We start from the raw sequence: 24,644 nt of genomic DNA, 5'->3' as shown, positions 1-24,644 counted from the left end.
TTTTCGGGAAAGATGAAGGCAAAGGCAAAGGCCAGAGAGAGGGACAGCTCATGCGGTTGATAGAAAAGCGTGCCTTCGTGACCGGCGGGCGGCAGGGGATCGGGCGCGGGATCGTTGAAGCCTTTGCCCGGGAGGGGGCTATCGTGACAACCTGCGGGCGCGGGGCGCGGCCAGAGGGGCTGAGGGAGACTATACTCTGGCATGAGCTGGACGTCACGGATGCGGAGGCGGTTGCGCAGGTGGCCGAGACGGCGCGTGGCACGGATATCCTGGTGAACAATGCCGGGGTGCAGGTGGAAAAACCTGTCACCGACAGCACCGACGCTGATTGGGACGCCGTGATCGGCACCAATTGCAAGGGGGTGTTTCACATGTGCCGGGCATTCATCCCCTACATGCCCAAGGGGGCGTCTATCATCAATATCGGGTCGATATCGGGGCACCAGGCCGATCCGGGCATGGCGCTTTACAATGCCTCCAAGGCGTTTGTGCATGGGCTGACGCGCTCGATTGCTGTGGATCACGGGCCAGGCATTCGCTGCAATGCGATCTGTCCGGGCTGGATCAATACCGGGATGCTGGAGGCCGGGTTTGACCTGGCGGGCGACCCGGAAGCGGCGCGGACCGATGCCATTGCCCGCCACCCGGTGGGCCGCTTTGGCGAGCCTGCCGATATTGCCGCTATGGCGGTGTGGCTGGCCTCGGACGAGGCCGGGTTTGCCAATGGGCAGATGTTCACGGTGGATGGCGGGATGACCGCCGCCTCACCACTCAATCCGGGGCTGTTCTGATGGCCGGGGTTCAACATACCGCCGTTCTGGGCGCGGGCGTCATCGGGGCGAGCTGGACCGCGCTGTTCCTGGCGTCGGGGCGCAGTGTGGCGGTGTTTGACCCGGCTGACGGGGCCGAGGAGGCGGTGCTTCGTTATGTGGCGCAGGCCTGGCCCACGCTGGAGCGGCTGGGGCTGACCGGGCGGGGCACACCCGATGCCGTGAGCTTTCACCGATCGGCCGCCGAGGCCGTGGCAGGTGCCGATTTCGTGCAGGAGAACGTGCCGGAGCGCCTGGAGATCAAACACGCCACCTTTGCCGAGACCGAGCCCGCGCTGGCCGAGGGGGCGGTTGTGGCCAGTTCGGCCTCGGGGCTGACGCTGGGCCAGATGCAGGGCGGCTGGGCCGATCCGGCGCGGTTCGTGCTGGGCCATCCGTTCAACCCGCCGCATCTGATTCCGCTGGTGGAGGTCATGGGCAACGCACGCACCGCGCCGGGCGTCGTCGAGGCGGCGGAGGCGTTTTATGCAGATGTGGGCAAGGTCACGATCCGGGTGAAGAAAGAAGTACCCGGCCATGTGGCCAACCGGTTGCAGGCGGCCGTGTGGCGCGAGGCGATCCATCTGGTCAGGACCGGCGTGGCCAGCGTCGGGGATGTGGACAAGGCAATGCACGCGGGACCGGGCCTGAGATGGGCCGCAATGGGGCCGACGCAGCTTTTCGGGCTTGGCGCGGGCGCTGGCGGGCTGGCCGCGTTCTGTGCGCATTTCGAGGAGACGTTTAACGGCTGGTGGGATGATCTGGGCCAACCCTATCTGGATGCGGAGACCGCAAAGCTGCTGGAGACGGGGCTGGAGGCGGCCACGAATGGTGCATCTCTCGAAGCGCAGGCAGAGGAGCGCGATGCGATGATCGTGGCATTGCTGGAGGCGCTGGCGCAGACCCGGCGGGCATGACCGGGCCATCGCAGCTCAGGCGCTGAAGCGACCGGGAAAGAGCCGTTCGGCCACGTAAAAACACATGGCCAGCGCCTCGTCGCGGTCGAAGCGGTCGGGATTGACGTGAAAGTCGGTCCAGAGGCCTTCGGCCAGTGACATCAGCGCGAGGGTGGCAAACCGGGGATTGCCGTCCTCCCCGGGTGTCAGGGCCGCGCAGACGCCGCCCAGGATCTGCGCAAAGCCGCCGCCCCGGGTGTTGATCTGTGCCTGAAAGGCGGGGGTGGCATGGCCCTCGGCCCGGAAGGAAAACCAGATCGCCACATCGCGGGCATTGAGCACGAGCGGGTCAAGATCGGCCCGAAACAGCGCCTTGAGCTGCGCCTGAGGCGCCTCCCCTGCCCCCTCAAGGGCTGCGGCCATATGCGCCTCGTACTGGCTGGCCAGATGCTCGGCCACCGCGAGCAGCAGGTTTTCCTTGCTGTTGAAATGCAGGTTGATCATGCCGCGCGACAGGCCGGAAATCGCTTGTATTTCGCCAATCGTCGCGCCGCGCAGACCGTTGCGATAGATCGCCGTGGCGGCGGCTTCGATCAGTTTCAGACGGCTCTGGGCCTTGCCGGCGGCACGGGCGGAAGACGGGGTTGGGGACGCAGTCATTCGAGGGCCTTGACTTTCACTGAACGCTCATTCATTTTGTGATGAATGTTACAAAAAGTCAAGCCCGTGGAGGCCAACATGTCCCTGACCAACTCCAATTTCGACGATGTCCGCAACTGGGATATCGAGCATCACCTGCACCCGTGGGAAGGTATGGAGGACCCCGCCGCCTATGAGCGCACCTTCGTGGAAGGCGGAGAGGGCATCTATGTGACCAACGAGGCGGGCGAGAAATTCATCGACGGGCCTGCGGGCATGTGGTGCGTGCAGGTTGGCTATGGCAATACGGATATTCCGCAGGCGATGGCCAAACAGGCGCTGGAGATGGCCTATGTGTCGCCCTTCTCCAACTCCAACTCCGCCTCGGCGCAGCTGGCCCATGAGATCGCCAAGCGCACGCCCGGCGACCTGAACACGGTGTTTTTCACAACGGGTGGATCAACCGCGGTGGACAGTGCCCTGCGGTTTGTCCAGTTCCGCAACAACCTGATGGGCAAGCGCGAGAAGAAGGTCATCATCTCGCGGCAGAAAGCCTATCACGGCTCGACCTACCTGTCCTCGTCGGTCAGCGGCAAGGAGCGCGACAAGGGCTGGCTCGATCAGGCCGAGGGGCTGGTCTATTTCCTGCCCAACGTGAACCCCTATGTGCGCGGCAAGGCGCAGACAGTGGCGGAGTTCCTCGACGAAAAGGTCGCCGATCTGGAAAACGCCATCCTTGAGATCGGCCCCGAGAAGGTCGCCGCCTTCATCGCCGAGCCGATCCTGGCCTCAGGCGGGGTGATCGTGCCGCCCAAGGGCTATCACAAGCGTTGCCTTGAGGTGTGCCGCAAATACGACGTGCTCTATATCTCGGACGAAGTGGTGACGGGCTTTGGGCGCCTGGGGCACTGGTTTGCCTCGGAAGCGGTGTTTGACATTGTGCCGGACATCATCACCTGCGCGAAGGGGCTGACCTCGGGCTATGTGCCGATGGGGGCCTGCATCATTTCCGACCGCCTGATCGAGGATATCTCCGGAGACGCCTCCAAGGGGGCGACGTTCTCAAACGGGTTCACCTATTCGGGTCATCCGGTGAGTGCGGCCGCCGCCCTGGCCAATATCGAAGTGTTCGAGCGCGATCACATCCTTGAGCATGTGCATAAGGTGACGCCGCTTTTCCTGGAGCGCCTGCATGCGCTTGCCGAGCTGCCGCTGGTGGGCGACGCGCGCGGTGAAGGGCTGATGGGGTGCGTCGAATGCCATGTGAAGGCCGAGGGCGACCAGTTGTCGATGGATCACGAGGTGGGCGGGATGATCGACGCGCATTGCGCCAAGATGGGGCTCTTGCTCCGGCCGCTGATCAATATGTGCGTGTTCTCGCCGCCGCTGGTGATCGAGGAGGCGCAGATCAACCAGATGTTCGATATTCTGGGCGAAGGGATCCGGCGCACCACGGATGATCTGGTCCGGCAGGGCAAGCGGGTCGCCTGACCAAGCGCCGTAGGGTGCGTGATCTCACGCACCTTGCGCGGTTTGAAACACCCGGTCCAGAAACGCCCTGAGCGGGACATTCACCGAGGCCGGGTCTTCGGCCAGCGCCATGTGCCGCAACCCGGGCAGGATCAGCGCCTCGCCGCCGTCGATCTCCTCGGCGATGGCCTGTGTCATCTCGGGGCCGTTGCCGTAATCCTCATCCCCCGTGATCGCGAGGGCGGGCAGTGCAAGGCCCGCATCGGCGATCTCCTCGACCCCGTCGGCAAGCACCTTGTAGATGGTGGGATAGATCGCAGGGTCATTGGCCATCACCCAGCCACGCACCAGCGCCATCATCTCGGGGTTGGCCGCGCGATACGCATCGGTGAACCAGCGTTCCAGCGCCGCCTCTACCGTGGCCGATGGCCCCTCCCCTGCGGCAAGCTCCACACGTTTGACAATCGCCGCCTGCGCCTGGGGCGTGCGCCTGTGCGGTGAGTTGAGGATGCCCAGTGCCACGGCGCGCGCGGGGTAATCCATCGCGAAGCGCCGGGCGATCATGCCGCCCAGGGAAAAGCCGACAATCGCCGCGCGCTCATGGCCGAGAAGATCCAGCAATGCGGCGAGCTGCCGGGCAAAGAGGGCAAGCGAAGGTGTCTCGGGGGGGACGCCGCTGTCGCCGTGGCCATAAAGGTCATAGGTCAGGATATCATAACGATCCGCCAGCGCGGGAAGGGTCCATTGCCAGACATGGCGGTTGAGCCCGAGCCCATGGATCAGCACCACCACCGGCCCGCCGGGTTGCCCGTGCCGGTCAAACGCCGTTCTGTCCGCCATCCTGTCCTCCTAGCTGTCGGGAAGACCGTAGAAGGCCACATGGGGCCGATATTTGATAATTTTCGCCACGACCTGTCGAATATTCGCATATGGCGTGCCAAGATCGGACAAGAATGACCAAAACGAAAAGGGAGGTGCCAGCCATGGCCGATGTGCAAACCTATCAGATGCTGATCGACGGGGCGTGGTGTGACGCCTCGGACGGGGCCACCTTCGACAGCGAGAACCCGGCGACCGGCAAGGTCTGGGCGCGGATCCCCGAGGCGACCGAGGCGGATGTGAACCGCGCGGTGGAGGCCGCTCACGAGGCGTTTCTGAAGGGGCCGTGGTCCAAGATGACGCCAACCCAGCGCGGCGCGCATCTGCGCCGTCTGGCCGAGCTGCTGGCGGATAGATCCGAAGACCTGGGCCGGACCGAGACGATCGACACCGGCAAGATGCTGAAGGAAACCCGCTGGCAGGCCAAGTATATCGCCGAGTTCTTCCAGTTCTACGCAGGCTGTGCCGACAAGATCAGCGGCGAGACGCTGCCCATCGACAAACCGGACCTGTTTGTGTTCACCAAACGCGAGCCGCTGGGCGTGGTTGCCGCCGTGGTGCCCTGGAACAGCCAGCTTTTCCTTGTCGCGGTCAAGATCGGCCCGGCGCTGGCGGCGGGGAATACGGTGGTTCTGAAAGCGTCGGAACATGCCTCTGCGGCGATGCTGGAGTTTGGCCGTTTGATCGAAGAGGCGGGATTCCCGCCAGGGGTGGTCAATATAGTCACCGGTCATGGCGAGCCATGTGGCCGCGCGCTGACCGGCCATAAGAAGGTGGCGCGGATCAGCTTTACCGGCGGGCCGGGTGCGGCGCGGCACGTGCTGGAAAACTCCAAGAACAACTTTGCCGAAGTGAGCCTGGAGCTGGGCGGCAAATCGCCCTTTATCGTGTTCGACGACGCCAATATCGAAAGTGCCGTGAACGCCTCCATCGCGGGGATCTTCGGCGCGACCGGGCAAAGCTGCGTCGCGGGCTCGCGGCTTTACCTGCATGAGGATATTGCCGAGGAGTTCCTGACCCGCATGGTGGCACAGGCGCGTGAGATCGCGATTGGCGACCCGCTGCTGGACGACACGCAAATGGGTCCGCTCTGTACGGTGGGACAACGCGACCGGATCGAGGAAGAGATTGCCCATGCGCTGAGCGAGGGCGCCGAGCTGCTGACCGGCGGCAAGCGGCCCGAAGGGATGCCGGGGCTGTTCTTTGAGCCGACGATCCTGAAATGCCCGCGGCAGGATTTGCGGATCGTGGACACCGAGCTTTTCGGCCCGGTGTTGGCGGTGCAGACGTTTCGGACCGAGGACGAGGTCATTGAGCTGGCCAACGACACCGAGCACGGCCTCGCCGCAGGGATCTTCACCCAAAACAGCGCGCGGTCCTTGCGCATGGCGGACGCGGTGCGGGCGGGTATCGTCTGGGTCAACACCTATCGCGTTGTCTCGCCCGTTGCCGAATTTGGCGGCATCAAGGGGTCAGGGTACGGGCGCGAAAGCGGATTCCAGGCGATGTATGACTACACACGGCCCAAGACGGTGTGGATGAACACCTCGGACGCGCCGATGGCCAACCCCTTTGTGATGCGCTGAGAAAGGATTTCCGATGAGCGACGGAGTGAAAGTGGTCCGTGACGGCCATGTGCTTGAGGTGACGCTGGAGCGCGGCAAGGTCAACGCGATTGACGTGCCTACCTCCCAGGCGCTGGCGGCGGCGTTTCAGGAGCTGCACGAGGACAAGAACCTGCGCTGCGCGATCCTGACCGGGGGCGGTGACAAGATCTTTAGCGCAGGCTGGGATCTCAAGGCGCTGAATGCGGGCGAGATGAGCCTCGATAACTGGTGGGAGAGCGACGATTACGGCTTTGGCGGCTTTACCGGGCTGACGGAAAACTGGGCGCTCAACAAGCCGGTGATTGCCGCGATCAACGGGCTGGCCATTGGCGGCGGGTTCGAGATGGCGATGGCCTGCGATCTGCTGATTGCCGCCGATCATGTGGAGTTCGGCCTACCCGAGATGCCGCTGGGGATCGTGCCGGATGCGGGCGCGCTGCAACGGCTGCCCCGGCGCATTCCGCACAATATCGCGATGGAGATGTTCCTGCTGGGCCGTAGGATGAGCGCCGAGGAGGCCGCGCATTATGGCCTCGTCAACAAGGTGGTCCCGAAAGAGCAACTGATTGATGCCGCCCGCGAATGGGCCGCCTCAATCGCCTGGTCGGCGCCGCTGGCGATGCAATCGGTCAAGGAAGTGCAGCGCGAGATTGAATGCGTGCCGCTGGAACAGGCGTTCCACAAGATGCGCACCGACCCGATGCCAACCTACCGCAAGATGCTGAAATCCGACGATGCCGCCGAGGGCGTGGCCGCGTTTGTGGAAAAACGTGAACCGAATTTCAAAGGTGAATGATGTATCCTGATCCTTCCTCAGTTTCCCGCGTCTGTTCCATCGGCGCGGGGCCGATCGGCGGTGGCTGGACCGCGCATTTTCTGGCCCGTGGCTATGACGTGACGGCCTATGTGCATGACATGGCCGAGCGCGAGGCGCTGATGGCGATTGTCGAGACGGCCTGGGTCAGCCTCACCGCCCTGGGACTGGCCAAGGGCGCGTCGCTGGATCGTCTGACGGTGACGGATGATCTGGACGAAGCCGTGAAAGGTGCTGATTTCATTCAGGAAAGTGCGCCGGAGCGACCTGAGATCAAGCAGGCGCTTTATGAACGTCTGGGGCAGATCGTGCCTGAGCATGTGGTGATCGCCTCCTCCACATCGGGCATGACCATGACCGAGATTGCCGCGCGCTGCCCCTCGCCCGCGCGCTGTGTCATCGGGCACCCGTTCAACCCGCCTTACCTTCTGCCCTTGGTGGAGATCATCGGCGGGGAACGCACCGACCCTGCGGCGGTGGATTGGGCCGTGGCCTTCTATGAGCAGGCGGGCAAGGCGCCGCTGAAGATGAAAAAGGAAGTGCCGGGTTTCGTGGCCACACGCTTGCAAGAGGCACTCTGGCGCGAGGCGCTGCATATGGTGGCCAATGGCGAAGCCACCCCAGAAGACATTGATATCGCGCTGAAAAACGGCCCTGCCCCGCGTATGGTCGTGCAAGGGCAGTGCATGGCCTTTCACGTGGCCTGTGGCGAAGGCGGCATGGCCACCAACCTGGATCAGTTCGGTCCCGCGCTGAAATGGCCCTGGACCCGGCTGGAGGCGCCGGAGCTGACCCAGGAGCTGCGCGACCGGATGGTGGAGGGGTGCAACGCGATGGCGGGCACGCGGCACTTCACCGAGATGGCCGCCGAGCGCGATGCAAAGATCGTGGCGGTGCTGAAAGCTGTGCGCGGCGACGCCTGACAGGACACTCATCCCGGGCGTGACCCGCCTCCGGCAATGAGGCCCGATCAGGCCCGTGGCGTGCCCGTCGGCACCGATGCCCGCGCGCGGCTGTCGAGATAGGTGGACAGGGTGCCGGGCCAGGTTGGTGCATCGGCATGGTCTGGCCAGGCCTGGCGGTAATCGCTCGGCCGTCGGCCAAAGCAATTGCGGAACGCATAGGCAAAATGTGACAGGGAGTTGAAGCCCGAGGCAGTGGCAATCTCGCGCACGCTGAGCTCGGTCGAGATCAGCAGAACACGGGCATGTTGCAGCCGCAGGATCAGCCCGAACTGCACCACCGAACACCCCATCGCCTGCTTGAACTGCCGCTCAAGCTGGCGTTGCGACAGGCCGATGGTCCGGGCAATCTCGGGCACCGGCAGAGGCTCGGCGATATGGGTGGTCATCAGGGCGACGGCGGCATTCACCGGGCCGGGCACCCCATCCTGCCCGCGCCCGATGCTCTGGCGTTGTGGCGCGCCTGCCTCGCGGATCTGCGCCAGCAGCACGATGTTGGAAATCTCTTGGGCCAGAGCCTCGCCCTGACGCTCGCGCACGATGTGCAGCATGAAGTCGAGCGCGCCGGTGGATCCCGCGCAGGTCATGATGCGCCCATCGATGGTAAAGAGTTGCTCTGCGCCCAGGATATCGGGATATTTCTCTTGAAACCCAGGCAGATAGGCCCAGTGGGTCGTGGCCGCCCGCCCTGCCAGAAGCCCCGCACGGGCAAAGACATAAGGTGCCATTTCGACAGCACAGAGCCGCATGCCAAGCCGCTCCTGCCGCCTGAGCCAGTTGAGCAGGGCCGGGTTGGCATAATGCTCCGCACCCCAGCTTGCCACGACCAGCACCAGATCGTCCTGGCTGAGCTTCTCGGGCAGCGGTCCGCAGGCAATCGGCATGCCATTACTGGCGGTGACCTGTGTCCCGTCGGGCGAGCAGTAGACCATTTCATAGAGAGGTTCGCTGACCAGATAATTTGCCACCCGGGCGGGTTCCAGCACGCTGATCAGGCTCATCATGTTGAACCGCGGCAGCAGCACGCAGACGATTCGGCTGGGCCGTTGCGGGGCGGAATTTGATGCAGTCATCGGCGGCGGGGCCTTCATGAGTGAAACTTCGATTATTCGCCAAGGCTAGCCTGCATGTGGCGAATAATCGATATGTATTTGCAATCCTGCAAGACAATCTGCGGGAAAACAGGGAGAGATGCCGATGAACTTCGAGGTTATCGTGACCTGCGCCGTGACCGGTGCGGGGGCCACCACCGACAAAAGCCCGCATGTGCCGGTTACACCGCAAGAGGTGGCTGACGCGGCGATTGAAGCCGCCGAGGCCGGAGCGGCGATTGCACATCTGCATGTGCGCGACCCCGAGACGGGGCAAGGGTCACGCGATCCGGCGCTGTTCAAGGAAGCCGTCGATCTGGTGCGCGCGTCGGACACGGATGTGGTGATCAACCTCACCGCGGGCATGGGCGGCGACTGGGTGCCCAGCAAGGAAGATCCGGCCCTGCCCGGCCCCGGCACCGACATGATCGGCCCCGAAGAGCGGCTTGCCCATGTGAAGGAATGTCTGCCGGAAATCTGCTCGCTCGATTGCGGCACGCTCAATTTTGGCAATGGGGATGAGATTTACATCTCGACCCCGCCCACCCTGCGGCGCATGGCGCAGCTCACGCAGGAATGGGGGGTGAAGCCTGAACTGGAGGTGTTCGACCTCGGGCATATCCGCTTTGCCAAGGCCATGGTCGAGGAAGGGCTGATCGACGCGCCGCCCATGTTCCAGCTCTGCCTCGGCATCCCGTGGGGCGCGGATCAGACCGTCGAGACGATGGCCGCGATGAAGGCGCAGCTGCCGCCGGGGGCCAGTTGGGCAAGCTTCGGAATTTCGCGCTATCAGATGCCGATGGCCGCCGCCGCCGTGGCGCTAGGGGGCAATGTGCGCGTCGGGCTGGAGGACAACATCTGGCTCGACAAGGGCAAGCTTGCCACCAATGGTGATCTGGTGCGCCGTGTCGTGGAGATCATCGAGCGCATGGGCGGGCGCGCCCTCACCCCGCAGGAGGCCCGAAACAAGCTGGGCCTGCGCGGGGCCGATGCGTAAAGGAGACACGCCATGACAATCATGATGGACCATGAGGAAGAGCTGCTGCTGAGCACGGTCAAAAGCTTCATGGAGGAGAACTTCTATCCGCATGAGGAGATGGTGGACCGCACTGGCGAGGTGCCCGAAGAGCTTGGCCGCCAGATCGAGGCGCGCGCCAAGGAGGTGGGGCTTTATGCCTGCAACCTGCCCGAAGAGGTGGGCGGCGGCGGCCTGAGCCTGAGCGCGCAGCGCCTGATCGAGCGCGAATATGGCAAGACCAGCCATGCGCTGCATAGCTGGGCGGCGCGGCCGACGGAGATTTTGCTGGCCTGCGAGGGCGATCAGCGCGACGAATATCTGCTGCCCTGCGTGCGCGGGGAAAAGCGGGAGCTTTTTGCGCTGACCGAACCCGAGGCCGGGTCGGACGCCATGGGCATGCGCTCTAACGCGGTGCGCGACGGCGATGACTGGATCCTGAACGGCTCCAAGCATTTCATATCGGGGCCGTGTATGCCCGACTTTGCCATCGTCTTTGCCGCCACCGGCGAGGATGAGACGCCCCGCGGCAAGCGCAAGCGGGTGACGGCGTTTCTGGTGGATGTGGGTCTGCCGGGCTTTGACTGCCGCGAAGGGACGAAATCGGTCAGCTACCGTGGGTACAAGACCTATCAGCTCAGCTTTGACAATGTGCGGCTGGGGCCGGGGAAGATCCTGGGCGAAGAGGGGCGCGGCTTCGAAGTGGCCAACCAGTGGCTGGGTATGGGGCGTATCTGGGTGGGCGCGTCCTGCTGTGGCAAGGCCGAGCGCATTCTGGAGATGGCGACCGAATGGGCCGCGAACCGCAAGCAGTTCGGCAAACCGATTGGCCAGTTTCAGGCCACCGGATTTCGGCTGGCCAATGGCGCGATGAACCTGCGCGCCGCGGACCTGATGGTGAGCGATGCGGTGGCCCGGCACGAGCGCGGACAGATGGCCGATCAGGATGCGGCGATGGTCAAGGTCTTCTGCTCGGAAATGCTGTGCCAGTTGGCCGATGACGCGGTGCAGATTCACGGCGGCATGGGGCTGATGGAGGAGCTGCCCATTCAGAGGCTCTGGCGCGATAGTCGGCTGGAGCGCATCTGGGACGGCACGAGCGAGATTCAGCGCCATATCATCACCCGGTCGATGCTGCGGCCGCTCGGGGCCTGAACATGACCCCCGCCAAGCGCGCGAATTTCCAGCGTCTGCTGACCCCGAGGCATATTGCCTTTGTCGGGGGCACGGATGCGGGCATTGCCATCGGCGAGGCCCGGCGCGCGGGCTTTGCCGGGCAGATGTGGGCGGTGAACCCAAGGCGGGAGCACATCGCCGGGGTGCCATGCCTGCCCGACCTGGCCAGCCTGCCAGAGCCGCCCGATGCCGTCTTTCTGGCCATCCGCGCGGCGGAGGTGCCCGCGGCCGTGGCCGAACTGCGCGAACGGGGCGCGGGCGGGATCGTCTGCTATGCGGCGGGCTTTGGCGAGGCCCATGCGGAAGGGGCGGCGCTGGAGGCGCAGCTCAAGGCCGAGCTGGGGGATATGGTGCTCATTGGTCCCAATTGCTATGGCCTGATCAACTATGTGGACCGCTCGGCGCTCTGGCCCTTTGCGCATGGCGGCGGCTGTCCGGGTTACGGCGCGGCGATCCTGACGCAGTCGGGTATGTTTTCGTCCGACATCACCATGGCGCGGCGGTCCCTGCCGATGGCCTATATGATCAGCGCCGGCAATCAGGCCGATCTGGGGCTGGCCGAATTCATCGACCTTCTGTGCGACCGCAAGGAGGTGCGCGCCATTGGCGTGCATATCGAGGGGCTGTCGGATGTGGCCGCCTTCGAGCGCGCGGCGCTCAAGGCGCTGGAGCAAGGCACTCCGATCGTGGCGCTCAAGACCGGAAATTCGGCCATTGGCGAAAGTCTGACACTCAGCCATACCGGATCGCTCGCCGGGTCTGCCACGCTCTATCAGAGCCTCTTTGAGCGGCTGGGGATCATCAGCGTCACCAGCCCCTCGCAGTTTCTCGAAACGCTCAAGTTTCTTTGCGTGGCGGGCGCACCTGCCGGCAACCGGCTGGTGGGGTTCACCTGCTCGGGCGGGGGGGCGACGATGCTGGCCGATCATGCCGAGACCATCGCGCTCGACTTTCCCAAGCCGGGACCGGAGGCGCATGACGCGCTGACCGCGCTCCTGCCGCCCATCGCCACACTGTCGAACCCCCTGGATTACACCACCCCGATCTGGGGCCAGCCGGAAAAAACGAAGCCGGTTTTTGCCAAGGCGATGGAGATGATCCCCGGCGATGCCACGATCCTTGTGCAGGATTACCCCGCCGAAGGGCTGGACGAGAGCCAGATCTTCTATCGCAACGACGCCGGCGCCTTTGCCGAGGCCGCCGCCGAAGCCGGGTTGCCCGCCGCAATCTGCGCCACGATCCCCGAGAATATGGACCGTGAAACGAGAGAGCTCTTTATCTCGCGCGGGGTGGCGCCGATGCAGGGCATTCACGAGGCGCTGAACGCGATGCGCGACGCGGCGTGGTGGGCCGGGCGTCGCAAGGAGCTTCTGGCACAGCCGCCCAAGGCCCTGTGTGTGGAACATGGGGCTGCAAACGCTCCGACAATGCTGACCGAGGCGGAGGGCAAACAGCGTCTGGCCGCGGCCGGGTTTGCGGTGCCCGAAGGCCGGTGCGTGGCGCGTGACGGTCTGAACGCTGCGGCGGACGCGGTGGGCTATCCCTGCGTGCTCAAGATGATGAGCAACCGCCTTGCCCACAAGACAGAGGCCAGAGCGGTGGCGCTGGGGCTCGGCTCGTTGCAGGAGGTGCGCGACGCGGCAGACCGCATGGCGCGGGATGTGGGGGCATATGACGCCGAGGCGGTCAGCGACATGTTCCTGATTGAGCCCATGGCCCCTGCCCCGCTGGCCGAGCTGGTGGTCGCCATCCGCCGCGATGCGCAGTTCGGGCTGAGCCTGACCCTGGGCAGTGGCGGTATTCTGGTGGAGCTTCTCGGCGACACGGCCACGCTGCTTTTGCCCGCCAGCGATGCCGAGATCGGACGGGCTCTGGACCGGCTGAAAGTGTCCAGACTGCTTTCCGGGTTCCGGGGCAAACCGGCGGCGGACCGCACCGGCCTCATCGCGGCGCTGCAATCGCTGGCGGAGTTCGCAATGACGCGGCCTGATCTGGCCGAGATCGAGATCAATCCGCTTTTCGTGTATGAAGATCGCGTGCTCGCCATCGACGCGCTGTGCCAGATAACCCCGGAGTGAAAATGCCCGAGACCCGCCGCAATGCCGACCTTCACGTGAGCAGCGGCAACAAACCCCGCTGGAACCAGCCGGCGACACGCCGGCACGGGTTTCACAATGCGCACCGGATGTTTCGCCGGGCGCTGAGCCTCCGGGCGGCGGAACAGGTGGTGCTGGAGGAGGCAGAAGACGCTGCACTGGCCGCGCGGAACGAGGTGGCGATGTTGACCGGGCGGGCCGAATTTTCGGCGCTGGTGGTGGCGGAGGGCGGCAGGCTGCTGCTGGCCCGTCATGCGGCGGATTTCCCAGCCGATCAGCCGCATTCGATCCAGTCGATCAGCAAGCTGACCATGCATCTCATTGCCAGCCGTCTGATCGCCGAAGGGCGGCTCGACCCGGCTCACATGGTTGAGCGGTACGTGCCCGAGATCGGCAGCGGCTTTCGCGGTGCGCAGGTTCAGGACGTGCTGGATATGAATGTGATCAATCACTTCTCGGAGGATTACGACGACCCTTACGCCGAGGTCTATGCCGAGGAAGAAGCGCTTGGGTTTCGCCTGCCCGAGCCGGGCCGCGAGGAGCCGACGATGCTGTCCTTTCTCTGCGGGATCACGGGCGATGATCTGCGCAATCCCGGGGACACTATCCGCTATTCCTCGGCCAATACGGACCTTCTGACGGTGATCTGTGACCGGCTCTGTCCCGGAGCGCTGCCCGGCATGCTGGAAGAGATCGCCGAGGCCGCCGGGGTGGAGGGTTGTTTTCACATGAGCCTGAGCCGCAAGGGATTGCCCGCATTTTCCGGCGGCGGCTGCCTGACGGCGACGGACCTTGCCCGCTTTGGCCTTCTGCTGGTGCGGGTCGCGCAAGGGACGGAGGCCCGCGTGGGCGACACCGCACGCACCCGTTCGGCCCTGAGCCGTACCCATCGCCACCTGCCCGCCCCGCGCGACCATATCCGCTATGCCGATCAGATGATGACCGATGGCCGCTGGATCGGGCATTCGGGCTATGGCGGACAGTTCCTGATGGCCGATACCGTCTCGGGCCGGGTGGTGGCCTATCTCAGCGTGCTGGAAAACGAATCCGCCTTCTCGGCCGAGTACATGGCCGACACGATTGCCGCGATGGAGGCGCTTCTACCCCCGCTGGGGTAGCGGCACGCCGGGGGCCAGCACGCCTTCGTCCTGCGCCACTTCTATCAGGTTCACGCCTCCCCGGGCGCGCGCCTCGGCCAGAGCGTCCCTGAACTGATCGAATGTATCCACCCGCACCGCCGCCGCCCCGAAGCTGCGCGCAAAGGCGGCGAAATCCGGGTTGGTCAGCGCGGTGCCCGAAATATGCCCCGGAAATTCGCGCTCCTGATGGGCGCGTATGGTGCCGTATCGGTTGTTGTTCACCACGATCACGGTCAGGCGCAGACCATGCTGCACAGCGGTCGCCATTTCCTGACAGGTCATCATGAAACAGCCATCGCCGGCAAAGCAGATCACTTCGCGTTCAGGAGCGGCCACAGCGGCCCCCACGGCGGCAGGCAGCCCATAGCCCATCGAGCCGGAGGTGGGCGCAAGGCACGAGCCATGTCGGCGGTAGCGATAGAAGCGGTGCACCCAGCCCGCATAATTCCCTGCCCCGTTGGTGACGATCGCATCCTCGAGCAGCACGTCATTGAGATGCGCCACCATCTTAGCCAGGGGGTCCGGAGCGGGCAGTGTCGCGGGGTCAGCGAAGCTGATCAACTTCGATTTGAGCGCGGCCAGGCGCGGGGCGAAGCGGTCAGGCGCGATGGGGTCCCAGCCCGCGACGGCCTCACAAAAGCTCTGCATATCGGCGGCGAGCGCGAGGTCGGGTTCGTAAACGCGGCCCGGCTCCTCAGGCGCGGGGAAAACATGCACAAGCTTTTGCGCGGGCACAGGCGGCGCGGGGTTCATGTACCCATTGGTCGTCATCTCGCCCAGGCGCGGACCGATGGCAAGGATCAGGTCCGACTCCGCAAGTGCGTCCGCCAGATAGGGCGTGCGCGCCACGGCGAAATGGCCGACGTAGTTGGGGTGGTCGTTGTCGATCAGAGCCTGCGAGCGCATGGAGACCGTGACCGGCAGGCCCTGAGTTTCGGCAAACCTCGCCAGAGCCTTCCGGCCTGTCTCGGTCCAACCGCCGCCACCGATCATCACCAGAGGACGCTCGGCCCCGGCCAGACGCGCGCGCAACCCCTCCAGACCCTCGGGCGCGGGCAGATAGCGCGGGGCCTCGGCGCGGCGCGGCGCGGGCGGAGGGGTGATCCGGTCATAAAGCATGTCCTCGGGCAGAGCCAGGACAACAGGCCCCGGACGCCCCGACATGGCCACGCGGTAGGCCCGGCTGATGAACTCCTGAAGCCGCGATGCATCGTCGATCTCGGCCACCCATTTGGCCATCTGTCCGAACATGCGGCGATAGTCGATTTCCTGAAACGCCTCGCGCTCGACCATGTCGCGCGCCACCTGACCGATGAAAAGAATGAGCGGCGTGCTGTCCTGATAGGCCACATGCACCCCGGCACTGGCATTGGTGGCGCCGGGGCCGCGCGTGACCATGCACACCCCCGGCCGCCCGGTGATCCGCGCATGGGCGTCTGCTGCCATCGCCGCCCCGCCCTCTTGCCGACAGGTCATGAAGCGGATGCGGTTGCGGCCGTGAAAGGCATCGAGCACCGGCAGATAGCTTTCGCCCGGCACGCCGAAGACATGGGTTGTGCCATGCGCCTCGAGCAGGTCGACGAGGTGATCGGCGGCGCGGGTGGTGGTGTCAGTCATGGGCGTGGCCTCTGGTGGTTCGGTTGGGGCCACACTGCCTTCGGGCAGATCACTTGTCCATGGGGTCAGGGCCCGCGCAGCACCGCGCCGGGGTTCATGATGCCCGCCGGATCAAGTGCGGCCTTGATTGCCCGCATCGCCGCCAGATGCGCCGGATCGCCATAGCGCTCCAGATCCTCAACCTTGAGCCGACCCACCCCATGTTCGGCGGCCACCGAGCCGCCCATCTCGTGCACAAGGTCATGCACCGCCCGCTTGATCCGGTCCCGATCGTCCAGATGGTCCGCACGAGAACGGCCTGCCACGGGAAACACGTTGTAATGCAGGTTGCCATCCCCCAGATGGCCAAAGCAGTTGATCCGGAAATCGCCGATGCCCGCGAGCACCTCCGCCCCTTTGACGATGAAATCCGGGATCGCGCCGAGGGGCAACGACACGTCATGCGAGCTGACCGAGCCGATGCGGCGGTTGGCCTCGGGGATGGTTTCACGAACGGTCCAGAACGCGGCCCGCTGCGCCTCGGACTGGGCAATCATGCCGTCGCTGACCAGCCCGGCTTCCAGCGCCTCGGCAAACAGTGTTTCAAGCGCGGTAGCGGGGTCCAGCCCGCGCGCGAGACCGATGTCAATCAGCACAAACCAGTCCGGCATGGTGTCGAACGGCTGGCGCGTCTCCGGCATCGTCTCGGCCAGGAACTCCAGCCCGGCGCGGTGCAGAAGCTCGAAGGCGCTGATGCCTTCGCCCAGATGCATCCGGGCGAGGGCCAGCAGAGAGAGCGCTGCGCGCGGGTCCGGCACCACCATCAGGGCGGTGCCTTCGCCCGCGGGTTGCGGATGAAGCTTGAGGCTGGCGGCGGTGATCACGCCCAAAGTGCCTTCGGAGCCGATCAGCAGATTGCGCAGGTCATAGCCTGCGTTGTCCTTGCGCAGGCGTCTGAGCCCGTGCCAGATCTGCCCGTCGGGCAGCACCGCCTCTAGCCCCAGGCAAAGATCGCGCGCATTGCCATAGCGCAGCACATTCACCCCGCCTGCATTGGTGGCCAGAAGCCCGCCCAGCCGGGCCGAGCCCTTGGCGGCGATGCTGAGCGGAAAGAGCCGCCCTGCGGCCTCGGCCGCCTCATGCAGGTCCGACAGGATCACGCCCGCGTCTGCGATCATCACGTTTTCCTCGGGATGGACGCTGCGGATGGCGCGCATCCGTTCCAGGCTCAGAAGGAGCGGTGTCGGGCCTTCGGCGCTGATCTGCCCGCCGACCAGCCCGGTGCCGCCGCCATAGGGCACAACCGGCACCCGCGCCGCATGGGCGTGGCGCAGGATCGTGCTGACCTCCTCGACCGAGCCCGGGGCCAGCACGGCGGCCGCCTGCCCGGCCCAGCGCCCGCGCGGCTCTTCCAGATAGCGCGGCTCGGGCGCGCGGAAGGCCGCCTCGGGCAAATCGGCGCGCAGGGCGGTCAGAAAGGGCGGGTCGGCGGGGTTCAGGGTCATGCCTTTGTCCTATCATGCCCGCAGGTATGGTAAAGCCTATTGACGGCGATGGCCTCTGCCGATCACAGTCCGAACGCATGCCCCGGCGAGGAGAACGACAATGATGCAGAGCGACCCGGTTGACCTGTCACAGGCCTTCGACAACGGGCGACATCATCGCGCCAAGGTGGGGTTCGTCCTTCTTGCGACGGAGCAGACCATCGAATCGGATATGAACACGCTTTATCCGCCCGGCGTCGGGCTGCATTTCACCCGCGCGCCGATCCCGGACAGTATCACCAACGCGACCCTGCTGGCTCAGGCCGATCATCTGGCCCCGGCGGCAGCCACGCTGCTGCCTGATGGCAGCCTCGATGTGGTCTGTTACGCCTGTACCTCGGGCAGCCTGGTCATCGGTGAGGAACGGGTCTGCACCGAGCTCAACAGGGGCGCGCCCAAGGCGAAGGCGACGACGCTGATCACCGGGGTGATGCGGGCGCTCAGGGTGCTGGGGGCAACGAAAATCGCCGTGGCCACCCCCTATCTGGACGAGATCAACCAGAACGAGGCCGACTACATGACCGCCGCCGGGTTCGAGATCACCAATATCCAGGGGCTGAATATCGAGAAGGACAGTGACATGATCCGTGTCCGTCCCGAGTTCATTGCCGACTATGCCGCCGGGGTGGACACGCCGGATGCCGATGCGCTGTTCATCAGCTGCGGAGCGCTGCGCAGTATCGACGTGATCGATGCGCTGGAGCAGCGCGTCGGCAAACCGGTGGTGACCTCTAATCAGGCGATGGCCTGGGACACGCTGCGTCTTGCCGGGATCGGTGACAGGATCGACGGGTACGGCATGCTGCTGCGCGATCACTGATCACTCTTCAGCACGCAGCCAGGCCGGGCGCAGCACGATCACCGTGGGCTCGCGCGGGAGGGTCCGCAAGGACACCGTCAGCTCGCTTTCCTCGGTGACGACCACGTCGAAGGCCCCCTCCATCCCCGCCAGAAAGCGCCCGAGCGAACCATCGGCGAACCAGTGCATCGGGATCACGACGCGCGATTTCAGACGGTTCAGCACGCCGATCATGTCGGGCAGCGGCAGGGTCAGCCCGCCATCCACCGGGGCCATGACCACATCGAGCCGCCCGATGGCGGCAAATTGTTCATCGGTGGGCACATGATGCAGATGCCCCAGATGCCCGATACACAGGCCCGCAGCCTCGAATATGAAGATCGAGTTGCCGTCTTCCACCGCCCCACCAAAGCCGTCGCGGATATCCGTGGGCACGTTGCGGATCAGCACCTCGCCCAGTTCCAGGTGATGATCCGCGGCTCCTCCGTTCTCGCCCCAGCCCCGCAGGACGTGCGCAATCGCGGGATCGGGAAATTCGGTGTAATGGGTGGAATGGGCGCGGTTCATGGTGACCACATCGGGGATCATCGGCGCGCTGCCCAGAAAGCCGGTGAAATCGGTGACGATGTTCAGGCCCGCGTCGGTTTGCACCAGAAAGCTCGCATGTGCCACGTAGCGCAGACGCACCGTGTGCGGCTCGACCGGATCGGTCCAGGCCGCCTTGTGAATGTAACTGAGCCCGGGGGCCGCATCGGCAATCGCGATGCAATGACTGGGGCGGCGATCCTGCGCAAAAACCGGCAGAGCAACGAGACAGGCAAGACACATTACGGCATAACGGATCATGGTTCGGCACCTCCCTTGACGCTAATCTAGCGCAGGGCAGCCGATTGTCAGCAGTGCTCCGCAACCGCTGACGCCGCCGTCGTGTCACAGGTGGCCGCCGCGCCGCGCTCCATGCGCGCGGCCCACCCATCCGCGAGATCGATGAGGATGGTCTTGAACTGAGGCCGGGCGAACGCCGCGAACAGCCATCTGGACAGGGAGTTTCCCTTCAAGACCGCCGTGATCTCGATGCTGAATTCGGCCCCTGCGGGGTGGGGTTCGACCGACCAGCGGCCTAAAAGCTCTGCGAACGGGTACGGGTAGTTCTCGGCCTCGGTATGTACCCGAAACCCATAGGCGCGCCCGGGTTCGAAGAGGTCGCATGTTTCCTCCCAGTTTTCGCCATTGGGACCGTAGCAGCGGCGCATCATTCCCAGCCCGTCGCCCGAAAGGACATCGACCCTGGAGAGGTTGTCGGCCACATCGGCATAGGCCGGATGGTCGATCATCACCTCCCAGACAGCTTCGGCTGGCGCCCGCACGGTGCGGGTGACACTGGCCCGGAGCGTTCCGTCACGAAAGGTCACATCGGCCACCGGGACGGGCGTTTCGATTCTGGCCGCGGCGATGGCCTGAGAGGTTGCGAAGACCGCGACCACCACCGCCACAGCCACCACGACCGTGACGCCATCCGTGGTCAGGATGCGGCCGAAAAAGACAACAAGCACGATGCTGCCGATGACCCAAAGCGCGTCAAGGACAACGATGTCGTTGACGATGACCCGTGAGACATACTTGTATTTCGACAATGCGAAGAGCAGCCCGGCAAATCCGATCAGTCCAAGCCCAAGGCCGCGCAGGCCCATCGCGGCCCATTCGGCGGGATCGGCAAAGAGAAGCGGCGCGACCATTCCCGCGGCCAAAAGAAGGGGCAGAGCCGTGAGCGTGGAAAACAGGCCGTTCATCTTGAGAAAGGTTCGGGCGGCGGCGGTGGACTGTGACATGGGGCACCTCTGGCAAGTTGGCTTTCGCCGCCATCAAAGCCGCTGTTGTGGATGCGGCTCAATTACCTGTGACGTCATTGCGCAGAACGCCGCGTGGTGTGAAAAAGGAGCATGACACTCGTGATGAACCGACCCCAAGACGCGTTCGGCCCGTTGCTTAAATCCTGGCGGAACAGGCGGCGTCTCAGCCAGCTTGACCTCGCGCTGGATGCCGGCATGTCGCAACGCCATCTGAGTTTTCTCGAAACCGGCCGCTCGATGCCGAGCCGCTATGCGATCCGGCAAATCTGCGAGGCGCTCGACATGCCTGCTGCGGAACAGGACATGATGCTGATGTCGGCAGGCTTCGCCCCGCAATCCGCCGACGCGGCCTGGAGCGCCGACGTCAGACATGCGGTAGAGGCGTCGATCGAGCATGTCCTGAAAGGTCATGAGCCGTTCCCGGCAGTATCGGTCGATCGTATCTGGAACCTGCAACGGGCCAACGAAACGGCACAGCGCTTCTTTGCGATTGCGGGTGGCACGGGGCAGCCCAATCTGCTCCGAGAGGTGTTTGCACCCGGCGCGCTGCGGGACAACATCCGCAACTGGCCCGAGGTGACACGCGCGTTGTTCCGCCTGCTTGATCTGGAAGTCGCGCGCAGGCCCCATGATGAGCAGGGACAGACGCTCTTGACCGAGCTGAAGGACCTTCCCGGCGTTGCGGAGGCGATCGCGGAGCGTCCGAGCGAGCATCCCGCGCCGGTTCTGTCCATCGAATTCCTGATCAACGGGGCCGAATTGAACCTGTTTTCCCTGATTGCCACTGTGGGGATGAGCATGGATGCAACCCTGGATGACCTGCGGATCGAGACCCTGCTGCCTGCCGATGAAGCGACCCGCGAATGGTTCTGCGCCCTCGGTCGCTGAGCGGGCGGCTCCTCGCCCTGTCCGGATGCGCAGCCGCGTTGCGGGATGGGCCCATCAGGGCTTGGTGACAGAGGTTGGCAAAGGGACGCACGCCAAATGCGTTTTGTCTTGAGAGAGCGGCTCAAGGTTATCGCGAGACGCCCTAGCCCACCTCTGTCCGCCCGCGCCGGTCATTTCTGAGCGCGGCGTAAAGCACATGCGTGCGCCAGCGTCCGTTGATTTGCAGATAGCTTTGCGCGACGCCCTCATATTTGAAGCCGCACCCCTCCAGCAACCGCCGCGACGCCTCGTTCTCCGGCAGACAGGCGGCCTCGATCCGGCTCAGGTCCAGCCGGTTATAGGCGTAGTGCACCATCGCGTCGATCGCCTCGCGCATGTAGCCCTGCCGCACATAGGGCTGTCCGGTCCAGTAACCCAACGTGCCCGCCTGGGCCGGGCCGCGCCGGATATTGTCGAGCGTGATCGCCCCCACCAGCACCTTGTCCTCGCGCCGGATCAGAAAGAGCGGCAGCGCCGAGCCGTTGGCAATCGACCGCTGCGCCCAGTAGACGCGGTTGGTAAAGCCCTTGCGCGACAGGTGATCGGAGGCCCAGAGGGGCTCCCACGGGATGAGGAATTCCGCGCTCATGTCGCGCAGGCTGCTCCAGTCGCGGAAATCGTTCAGATGCGGCTGCCGCAGGGTCAGACGTTCGGTCTCGATCCGTATCTTGCGGCGCGGCAGGAACATCAGGCGGCACGCCTGTCCTGCAAAGCCTCCAGCGTCGGCGCCCCCTCCACCGGGCCGTACAGCGCCATGGCGGCAGGGGCCCGGGACGCCAGCGTCTCGGCAAGCGTGGTGACATCGGCGAGGCTGACCGCGTCGATCCGCTCGACCACCTCGTCAAGCTCCGGCACGCGGCCCCAGATCTGGAGCATCCGCGCCAGCCGTTCGGCGCGGTTGGACGGGCTTTCCAGCCCCATCAGCAAACCTGCCTTCATCTGGGCGCGGGCGCGGTCCACTTCGGACTGTGTCATGTCCGAGGCGGCGCGTTTCATCTCGTCGATGGTGATCTGCGCCAGCCCTTCCATCTGATCGGCGGCGGTGCCCGCGTAAATCGTGGTCATGCCGGTATCGGCATAGGCTCCGGCCTGGGCATAGATCGTGTAACACAGTCCGCGCTTCTCGCGGATTTCCTGGAACAGGCGCGAGGACATGGAACCACCCAGCGCCGAGGCGTAGATCTGCGCGGCATAAATCATCGGATCGCCGTAATCCGGGCTTTCGAAAGCCAGCGCGAAATGCGCTTGTTCCAGCGCCTTGATATGACGGCTCTCGCCCCCGGCAAAGCGGGCGGGCGCGGGCGGCTGATACGGCGCCGCGGCCATATCGGCAAAAAGCGCCTCTGCCTCGCGCACCAGTGCATCGTGATCGACGGCACCCGCCGCCGACAGGATCATCTGTCCGGGCTGGTAATGCTGAGCGACAAAACGATCCAGATCCGCGCGTGAAAAGCTGCGCACGCGCTCTTCGGCACCCAGGATGGTGCGCCCGAGCGGGTGATCGGGATAGGCTTTCTCCTGCAGCCAGTCGAAGATGATGTCGTCGGGGGTGTCGAGCGCCTGACCGATCTCCTGCAGGATCACGCCGCGCTCGACCTCGATCTCGCGCGCGTCAAAGACGGGATTGCGCAGGATATCGGCCACCACATCCAGCGCCAGTGGCACGTCCTCTTCCAGTACACGGGCGTAATAGGCCGTGACCTCGCGGCTGGTATAGGCGTTGATGTAGCCGCCCACATCCTCGATGGCTTCGGCGATCTGCAAGGCGCTGCGCGTGGTCGTGCCCTTGAAGGCCATATGCTCAAGGAAATGCGCGATGCCGTTCTGCGCCGCTTCTTCATGGCGCGCACCGGCAAGCACCCAGACGCCAATCGCCGCCGATTGCAGGCTTGGCATATGTTCGGTGACGATGCGAAAGCCGTTCGGCAGCGTGGTCAGGTTTACTGTCAATGGCCGGTCCGCTCTCTGATGATGTCCTCGATGGCGCCAAGGTCGTTTTCGACCCGGGTGACGCGTTCGGCCCGCTCATACAGGTCCGACATGCGTTCCGGCAAGGGGGGATGTTGTCCGCTCGCCGCCTCGACCGCCGCTGGGAATTTGGCCGGGTGTGCCGTGGCCAGCGTGATCATCGGCACGGCCGGGTCGCGGTGGGTTTCGGCCACATGCACTCCGACAGCGGAATGCGGGCAGAGAAGCTCGCCTGTCTTTTCAGACAGTCTCGCGATGGTGGCCGAGGTCTCCTCCTCCGATGCGCGGCCGCTGTCAAAGCTTTCGCGCAGCGCCTGCAAAGCGCCCTGGCTGACCGAGAAGCCGCCCTGCCGAAGCTCGTCCATGAGCTGTGCCACGGCGCTGCCATCCTGATCATAGGCATAATAGAGCGCGCGTTCGAAATTGGAGCTGACCTGGATATCCATCGACGGGCTGATCGAGGGGATCACCCCATCGGGTGTGTAATCCGAGGTCGTGAGGCAGCGGTGCAGGATATCGTTCTGGTTCGTTGCCACGATGAGCCGGTCAATCGGCAGGCCCATCTGCTTGGCGATATAGCCGGCGAAGATGTCCCCGAAATTGCCGGTGGGCACGGTGAAGCTGACCTTGCGGTGCGGCGCGCCAAGCGCCACGGCGGAGGTGAAGTAATAGACCACCTGCGCCAGCACCCGCGCCCAGTTGATCGAGTTCACACCGGCAAGCCCCACGGCATCGCGGAACTCGAAATCGTTGAACATATCCTTCACCCGCGCCTGGCAATCGTCGAAATGCCCGGTGACGGCAAGCGCATGCACATTGCTTTCGGACGGCGTGGTCATCTGGCGGCGCTGCACTTCCGAGACGCGCTCATGCGGGTAGAGGATGAAGACATCCACCGCGTCCAGACCACGGAACGCCTCGATGGCGGCCGAGCCGGTATCGCCCGAGGTCGCCCCCACGATGCAGACCCGTTGCCCATTGCGCTTGAGCGAGGCCTCGAAAAGCTGGCCGATCAGCTGCATCGCGAAATCCTTGAAGGCCAGCGTCGGGCCGTGGAACAGCTCCAGCAGGAAATGCCCCTGGTCAAGCTGCACGAGGGGCGCACGCGCGGCATGGCCGAAGCCTTCATAGGCGCGCGCAATGATCTCGCGGAACTCGTCATCGGTGAACGTATCGCCAATGAAGGGGCGCATCACGCGAAAGGCCACCTCATCATAGCTCTGTCCGTGCAGCGCCGCGATATCGGCGCTCAGCATCGGCGGGATGCTCTCGGGCAGGTAGAGCCCGCCATCGCGGGCGAGGCCAGTGAGCATGGCCGCCTCAAAGCTCAGTACAGGGGCGTCGCCACGGGTCGAGATATATTGCAT

At 64.8% G+C, this 24,644-nt stretch carries 22 protein-coding genes; 12 read left to right on the top strand and 10 right to left on the bottom strand.

Going from position 1 to position 24,644, the window contains the following annotated elements; translation table 11 throughout:
* Positions 1 to 50 precede the first annotated feature (50 nt).
* Entirely contained in the window at positions 51 to 791 is a 741-nt protein-coding gene (locus EI983_RS04520; RefSeq protein ID WP_157706211.1) for an SDR family NAD(P)-dependent oxidoreductase, read from the top strand.
* Positions 791 to 1,726, top strand: coding sequence for a 3-hydroxyacyl-CoA dehydrogenase NAD-binding domain-containing protein (locus tag EI983_RS04515; RefSeq protein WP_157706210.1), 936 nt, complete (start codon positions 791 to 793; stop codon positions 1,724 to 1,726). Before EI983_RS04520 ends, EI983_RS04515 begins: the two co-directional genes overlap by 1 nt.
* 15 nt (positions 1,727 to 1,741) lie before the next feature.
* Here the strand turns inward: EI983_RS04515 and EI983_RS04510 are convergent, their stop codons facing one another.
* On the bottom strand, positions 1,742 to 2,365 hold the full coding sequence (locus EI983_RS04510) for a TetR/AcrR family transcriptional regulator (protein WP_157706209.1): 624 nt from the start codon (positions 2,363 to 2,365) through the stop codon (positions 1,742 to 1,744).
* 78 nt (positions 2,366 to 2,443) lie between these two features.
* Here EI983_RS04510 and EI983_RS04505 point away from each other — a divergent pair, with 78 nt between their 5' ends.
* Positions 2,444 to 3,835 carry an aminotransferase gene (locus tag EI983_RS04505; RefSeq protein ID WP_157706208.1) on the top strand — a complete coding sequence of 464 codons (1,392 nt, stop codon included), beginning with the start codon at positions 2,444 to 2,446 and terminating at the stop codon, positions 3,833 to 3,835.
* Between the two features lie 24 nt (positions 3,836 to 3,859).
* Here the strand turns inward: EI983_RS04505 and EI983_RS04500 are convergent, their stop codons facing one another.
* Positions 3,860 to 4,654: an alpha/beta fold hydrolase gene (locus EI983_RS04500; RefSeq protein ID WP_157706207.1), complete on the bottom strand. Its 795-nt coding sequence runs from the start codon at positions 4,652 to 4,654 to the stop codon at positions 3,860 to 3,862.
* A gap of 143 nt (positions 4,655 to 4,797) precedes the next feature.
* On the opposite strand from EI983_RS04500, the gene EI983_RS04495 reads away from it, so the two are divergent.
* The 3 genes from EI983_RS04495 to EI983_RS04485 are packed head-to-tail and all read left to right on the top strand — an operon-like array spanning position 4,798 to position 8,037.
* Positions 4,798 to 6,279 carry an aldehyde dehydrogenase gene (locus tag EI983_RS04495; protein ID WP_157706206.1) on the top strand — a complete coding sequence of 494 codons (1,482 nt, stop codon included), beginning with the start codon at positions 4,798 to 4,800 and terminating at the stop codon, positions 6,277 to 6,279.
* Positions 6,280 to 6,292: 13 nt separating this feature from the next.
* Positions 6,293 to 7,096: a carnitinyl-CoA dehydratase gene (locus EI983_RS04490; protein WP_157706205.1), complete on the top strand. Its 804-nt coding sequence runs from the start codon at positions 6,293 to 6,295 to the stop codon at positions 7,094 to 7,096.
* Complete coding sequence (locus EI983_RS04485; protein ID WP_157706204.1) at positions 7,093 to 8,037, top strand: 3-hydroxyacyl-CoA dehydrogenase NAD-binding domain-containing protein; 945 nt, start codon at positions 7,093 to 7,095, stop codon at positions 8,035 to 8,037. Before EI983_RS04490 ends, EI983_RS04485 begins: the two co-directional genes overlap by 4 nt.
* Positions 8,038 to 8,084: 47 nt before the next feature.
* On the opposite strand, the gene EI983_RS04480 is transcribed toward EI983_RS04485, so the two are convergent.
* Positions 8,085 to 9,149: a GlxA family transcriptional regulator gene (locus EI983_RS04480; RefSeq protein WP_157706203.1), complete on the bottom strand. Its 1,065-nt coding sequence runs from the start codon at positions 9,147 to 9,149 to the stop codon at positions 8,085 to 8,087.
* 124 nt (positions 9,150 to 9,273) lie between these two features.
* Here EI983_RS04480 and EI983_RS04475 point away from each other — a divergent pair, with 124 nt between their 5' ends.
* Genes EI983_RS04475 through EI983_RS04460 form a run of 4 tightly spaced genes read left to right on the top strand, consistent with a single transcriptional unit; the run spans position 9,274 to position 14,572 of the window.
* Positions 9,274 to 10,164 (top strand): beta-keto acid cleavage family enzyme, encoded by an 891-nt coding sequence (locus EI983_RS04475; RefSeq protein WP_157706202.1) that lies wholly within the window; start codon positions 9,274 to 9,276, stop codon positions 10,162 to 10,164.
* Positions 10,165 to 10,176: 12 nt separating this feature from the next.
* Positions 10,177 to 11,337, top strand: coding sequence for an acyl-CoA dehydrogenase family protein (locus tag EI983_RS04470; RefSeq protein ID WP_157706201.1), 1,161 nt, complete (start codon positions 10,177 to 10,179; stop codon positions 11,335 to 11,337).
* A 2-nt stretch (positions 11,338 to 11,339) separates the two neighbouring features.
* The gene (locus EI983_RS04465) at positions 11,340 to 13,436 is read left to right on the top strand and encodes an acetate--CoA ligase family protein (protein ID WP_157706200.1); all 2,097 of its coding nucleotides are present in this window, start codon (positions 11,340 to 11,342) and stop codon (positions 13,434 to 13,436) included.
* Between the two features lie 2 nt (positions 13,437 to 13,438).
* Positions 13,439 to 14,572, top strand: coding sequence for a serine hydrolase (locus EI983_RS04460; RefSeq protein WP_157706199.1), 1,134 nt, complete (start codon positions 13,439 to 13,441; stop codon positions 14,570 to 14,572).
* On the opposite strand, the gene EI983_RS04455 is transcribed toward EI983_RS04460, so the two are convergent.
* On the bottom strand, positions 14,555 to 16,210 hold the full coding sequence (locus EI983_RS04455; RefSeq protein ID WP_157706198.1) for a thiamine pyrophosphate-dependent enzyme: 1,656 nt from the start codon (positions 16,208 to 16,210) through the stop codon (positions 14,555 to 14,557). The two genes, EI983_RS04460 and EI983_RS04455, sit on opposite strands and share 18 nt — an antisense overlap.
* 65 nt (positions 16,211 to 16,275) lie before the next feature.
* Positions 16,276 to 17,694: an FAD-binding oxidoreductase gene (locus tag EI983_RS04450; protein ID WP_157706197.1), complete on the bottom strand. Its 1,419-nt coding sequence runs from the start codon at positions 17,692 to 17,694 to the stop codon at positions 16,276 to 16,278.
* A 100-nt stretch (positions 17,695 to 17,794) separates the two neighbouring features.
* Between EI983_RS04450 and EI983_RS04445 the strand changes: the two genes are divergently transcribed.
* Positions 17,795 to 18,553 (top strand): maleate cis-trans isomerase family protein, encoded by a 759-nt coding sequence (locus EI983_RS04445; protein ID WP_246162279.1) that lies wholly within the window; start codon positions 17,795 to 17,797, stop codon positions 18,551 to 18,553.
* Here the strand turns inward: EI983_RS04445 and EI983_RS04440 are convergent, their stop codons facing one another.
* Together EI983_RS04440 and EI983_RS04435 are read right to left on the bottom strand one after the other, a co-directional pair.
* Positions 18,554 to 19,378: an MBL fold metallo-hydrolase gene (locus EI983_RS04440; protein ID WP_157706196.1), complete on the bottom strand. Its 825-nt coding sequence runs from the start codon at positions 19,376 to 19,378 to the stop codon at positions 18,554 to 18,556.
* A gap of 47 nt (positions 19,379 to 19,425) precedes the next feature.
* Positions 19,426 to 20,361: an SRPBCC family protein gene (locus EI983_RS04435; RefSeq protein WP_157706195.1), complete on the bottom strand. Its 936-nt coding sequence runs from the start codon at positions 20,359 to 20,361 to the stop codon at positions 19,426 to 19,428.
* A gap of 123 nt (positions 20,362 to 20,484) precedes the next feature.
* Between EI983_RS04435 and EI983_RS04430 the strand changes: the two genes are divergently transcribed.
* A complete protein-coding gene (locus EI983_RS04430) occupies positions 20,485 to 21,270 on the top strand; it encodes a helix-turn-helix domain-containing protein (RefSeq protein WP_157706194.1) in 786 nt (261 codons plus the stop codon).
* 142 nt (positions 21,271 to 21,412) lie between these two features.
* Here EI983_RS04430 and EI983_RS04425 read toward each other — a convergent pair whose 3' ends face one another.
* From EI983_RS04425 to thrC, 3 genes are read right to left on the bottom strand one after another with little or no spacing between them, the layout of a single operon-like run.
* Positions 21,413 to 21,997, bottom strand: a complete 585-nt coding sequence (locus EI983_RS04425) for a GNAT family N-acetyltransferase (protein WP_157706193.1) — start codon at positions 21,995 to 21,997, stop codon at positions 21,413 to 21,415.
* Positions 21,997 to 23,259 (bottom strand): M16 family metallopeptidase, encoded by a 1,263-nt coding sequence (locus EI983_RS04420; protein ID WP_157706192.1) that lies wholly within the window; start codon positions 23,257 to 23,259, stop codon positions 21,997 to 21,999. Before EI983_RS04420 ends, EI983_RS04425 begins: the two co-directional genes overlap by 1 nt.
* Entirely contained in the window at positions 23,256 to 24,644 is a 1,389-nt protein-coding gene (gene thrC, locus EI983_RS04415; RefSeq protein WP_157706191.1) for a threonine synthase, read from the bottom strand. The genes EI983_RS04420 and thrC overlap by 4 nt, the downstream gene beginning before the upstream one ends.

This window comes from Roseovarius faecimaris (genome assembly GCF_009762325.1).
GTDB classification, from domain to species: domain Bacteria; phylum Pseudomonadota; class Alphaproteobacteria; order Rhodobacterales; family Rhodobacteraceae; genus Roseovarius; species Roseovarius faecimaris.
This window is presented reverse-complemented; position numbering and strand designations above follow the sequence as displayed.

Bases quoted from the DNA above. Each gene is read 5' to 3' on its own strand.
- EI983_RS04520 (WP_157706211.1), top strand. From the start codon at position 51: ATGCGGTTGATAGAAAAGCGTGCCTTCGTGACCGGCGGGCGGCAGGGG.
- EI983_RS04515 (WP_157706210.1), top strand. From the start codon at position 791: ATGGCCGGGGTTCAACATACCGCCGTTCTGGGCGCGGGCGTCATCGGG.
- EI983_RS04510 (WP_157706209.1), bottom strand. From the start codon at position 2,365: ATGACTGCGTCCCCAACCCCGTCTTCCGCCCGTGCCGCCGGCAAGGCC.
- EI983_RS04505 (WP_157706208.1), top strand. From the start codon at position 2,444: ATGTCCCTGACCAACTCCAATTTCGACGATGTCCGCAACTGGGATATC.
- EI983_RS04500 (WP_157706207.1), bottom strand. From the start codon at position 4,654: ATGGCGGACAGAACGGCGTTTGACCGGCACGGGCAACCCGGCGGGCCG.
- EI983_RS04495 (WP_157706206.1), top strand. From the start codon at position 4,798: ATGGCCGATGTGCAAACCTATCAGATGCTGATCGACGGGGCGTGGTGT.
- EI983_RS04490 (WP_157706205.1), top strand. From the start codon at position 6,293: ATGAGCGACGGAGTGAAAGTGGTCCGTGACGGCCATGTGCTTGAGGTG.
- EI983_RS04485 (WP_157706204.1), top strand. From the start codon at position 7,093: ATGATGTATCCTGATCCTTCCTCAGTTTCCCGCGTCTGTTCCATCGGC.
- EI983_RS04480 (WP_157706203.1), bottom strand. From the start codon at position 9,149: ATGACTGCATCAAATTCCGCCCCGCAACGGCCCAGCCGAATCGTCTGC.
- EI983_RS04475 (WP_157706202.1), top strand. From the start codon at position 9,274: ATGAACTTCGAGGTTATCGTGACCTGCGCCGTGACCGGTGCGGGGGCC.
- EI983_RS04470 (WP_157706201.1), top strand. From the start codon at position 10,177: ATGACAATCATGATGGACCATGAGGAAGAGCTGCTGCTGAGCACGGTC.
- EI983_RS04465 (WP_157706200.1), top strand. From the start codon at position 11,340: ATGACCCCCGCCAAGCGCGCGAATTTCCAGCGTCTGCTGACCCCGAGG.
- EI983_RS04460 (WP_157706199.1), top strand. From the start codon at position 13,439: ATGCCCGAGACCCGCCGCAATGCCGACCTTCACGTGAGCAGCGGCAAC.
- EI983_RS04455 (WP_157706198.1), bottom strand. From the start codon at position 16,210: ATGACTGACACCACCACCCGCGCCGCCGATCACCTCGTCGACCTGCTC.
- EI983_RS04450 (WP_157706197.1), bottom strand. From the start codon at position 17,694: ATGACCCTGAACCCCGCCGACCCGCCCTTTCTGACCGCCCTGCGCGCC.
- EI983_RS04445 (WP_246162279.1), top strand. From the start codon at position 17,795: ATGATGCAGAGCGACCCGGTTGACCTGTCACAGGCCTTCGACAACGGG.
- EI983_RS04440 (WP_157706196.1), bottom strand. From the start codon at position 19,378: ATGATCCGTTATGCCGTAATGTGTCTTGCCTGTCTCGTTGCTCTGCCG.
- EI983_RS04435 (WP_157706195.1), bottom strand. From the start codon at position 20,361: ATGTCACAGTCCACCGCCGCCGCCCGAACCTTTCTCAAGATGAACGGC.
- EI983_RS04430 (WP_157706194.1), top strand. From the start codon at position 20,485: ATGAACCGACCCCAAGACGCGTTCGGCCCGTTGCTTAAATCCTGGCGG.
- EI983_RS04425 (WP_157706193.1), bottom strand. From the start codon at position 21,997: ATGTTCCTGCCGCGCCGCAAGATACGGATCGAGACCGAACGTCTGACC.
- thrC (WP_157706191.1), bottom strand. From the start codon at position 24,644: ATGCAATATATCTCGACCCGTGGCGACGCCCCTGTACTGAGCTTTGAG.